This window comes from Arthrobacter arabinosi, assembly GCF_054511115.1.
Genome location: NZ_JBTNDF010000031.1, coordinates 1 through 1,406, shown reverse-complemented (window position 1 = coordinate 1,406; position 1,406 = coordinate 1). Strand labels below are relative to the sequence as shown.

Sequence of the window (1,406 nt, the reverse complement as noted above, 5' to 3'; positions counted from 1 at the left end):
AACAACGCGGCAGTCAATCACCGCCCGATGAGGACTCACATGCTGCCCGATGGCTTCCAGTCCAAGCTCATCAAGGCGGCAGAACGTGGTGAGGTCAGGCGCGTGAAAGGTAGCGTGGGGCACGTCGAGGTCTTTCGGATGGGCAGTGTAGGAACTTCCATCATCGGAAGGCCTCGACGCCTATCCCGTGACCGACGCGCCCACACCGGCCACCCCGCCCGCACTCTCAATTACGAAGAGCCCTCAAGGCTCATCGTAATTGAGAGTGCAGGTGGGGTCTGAAGCCGCCTGATTCGAGGAGTGATCTAGCGATGTAGTTGGTGAGGTTCCTGAAGCCCAGGGCTGAGCCGCGAAGGTGTTCGAGGCGCCCATTTATGGCTTCGGTCGGGCCGTTCGATGTGCCGGGGCGGTCAAAGAACGCGAGCACATCGACGGCGCGTTGTTTCAGGGTCCGGCCGAGCCTGCGGATCTCGACCAGGGCCGTCGGGACGCCCGCGGTGACCGAGTTGATGACGGCCTTCATCATCTCTTTCCCCTTCTGTTTGCTGGGTTCCCGGTACGCGGCGACGATCCGCTGATAGATACCCCAGGTCGCTTCCACCTCGAGGTGTTCCTCGGACGCGAACACAGCATCCAGGCGTGTGTTCTGCTTCTCGGTGAGCAGTCCCGCACCGGTGTGCAGTGTCCGCCGAGCCCGGTAGAGCGGGTCGCCGGCACGGCCTCGATGCCCTGTCGTGGCTTGTTGAACACGCTGCCGGCACCGGTCCAGTCCGTCGCCGGCGAGGCGGACAACATGGAAAGGATCCATCACCGGGACCGCGTCGGGGAGCTCCTCCGTGGTCGCGGTTTTGAAGCCGGTGAACCCGTCCATGGCGACGACTTCCACCCCGTCCCGCCAGGCTTGTGGCCTGTCTGCGAGCCATTGCTTGAAGACCTGCTTGGAGCGGCCTTCAACCATGTCCAACAACCGTGCCGGGCCCGTCTTCTCGCGGATCGGCGTCAGATCGATGATGACGGTCACGTATTTGTCGCCCCGCCGGGTGTGCCGCCAGACGTGCTCGTCGACGCCGATCGCGGTCACCCCGTCGAACCGGTGCGGGTCGTCGATCAACCGGCGCTTGCCCTCCGCAAGGACGGCGCTGTTGGCGGTATGCCAGGACACTCCCAGACCGGCCGCGACCCGGGACACGGTGAGGTGATCGACCACGACTGCCTCCAGCGCCCACCTGAGTCCGCGGCGGGAGATCTTCGCTCTCCGCTCAGCGGCTGCGTCCGTGTCCTGCCGCCAGGTGCGACCGCACTCGGTGCACCGGTAGCGGCGCACCCGTACCAGCAGTGTGGTGGGTCGGTGACCGAACGGCTCGTGCGCCAACTGCCGGGTGATCGTATCGCGCGGTAGGCCTTCC

General features: G+C 65.1%; 1 protein-coding gene. It reads right to left on the bottom strand.

Going from position 1 to position 1,406, the window contains the following annotated elements; all coding sequences use genetic code 11:
• Positions 1-250: 250 nt before the first annotated feature.
• Positions 251-1,406 (bottom strand): ISL3 family transposase (locus ACX80P_RS16945; protein ID WP_459279265.1); only part of this gene is annotated, 1,156 nt, incomplete at its 5' end.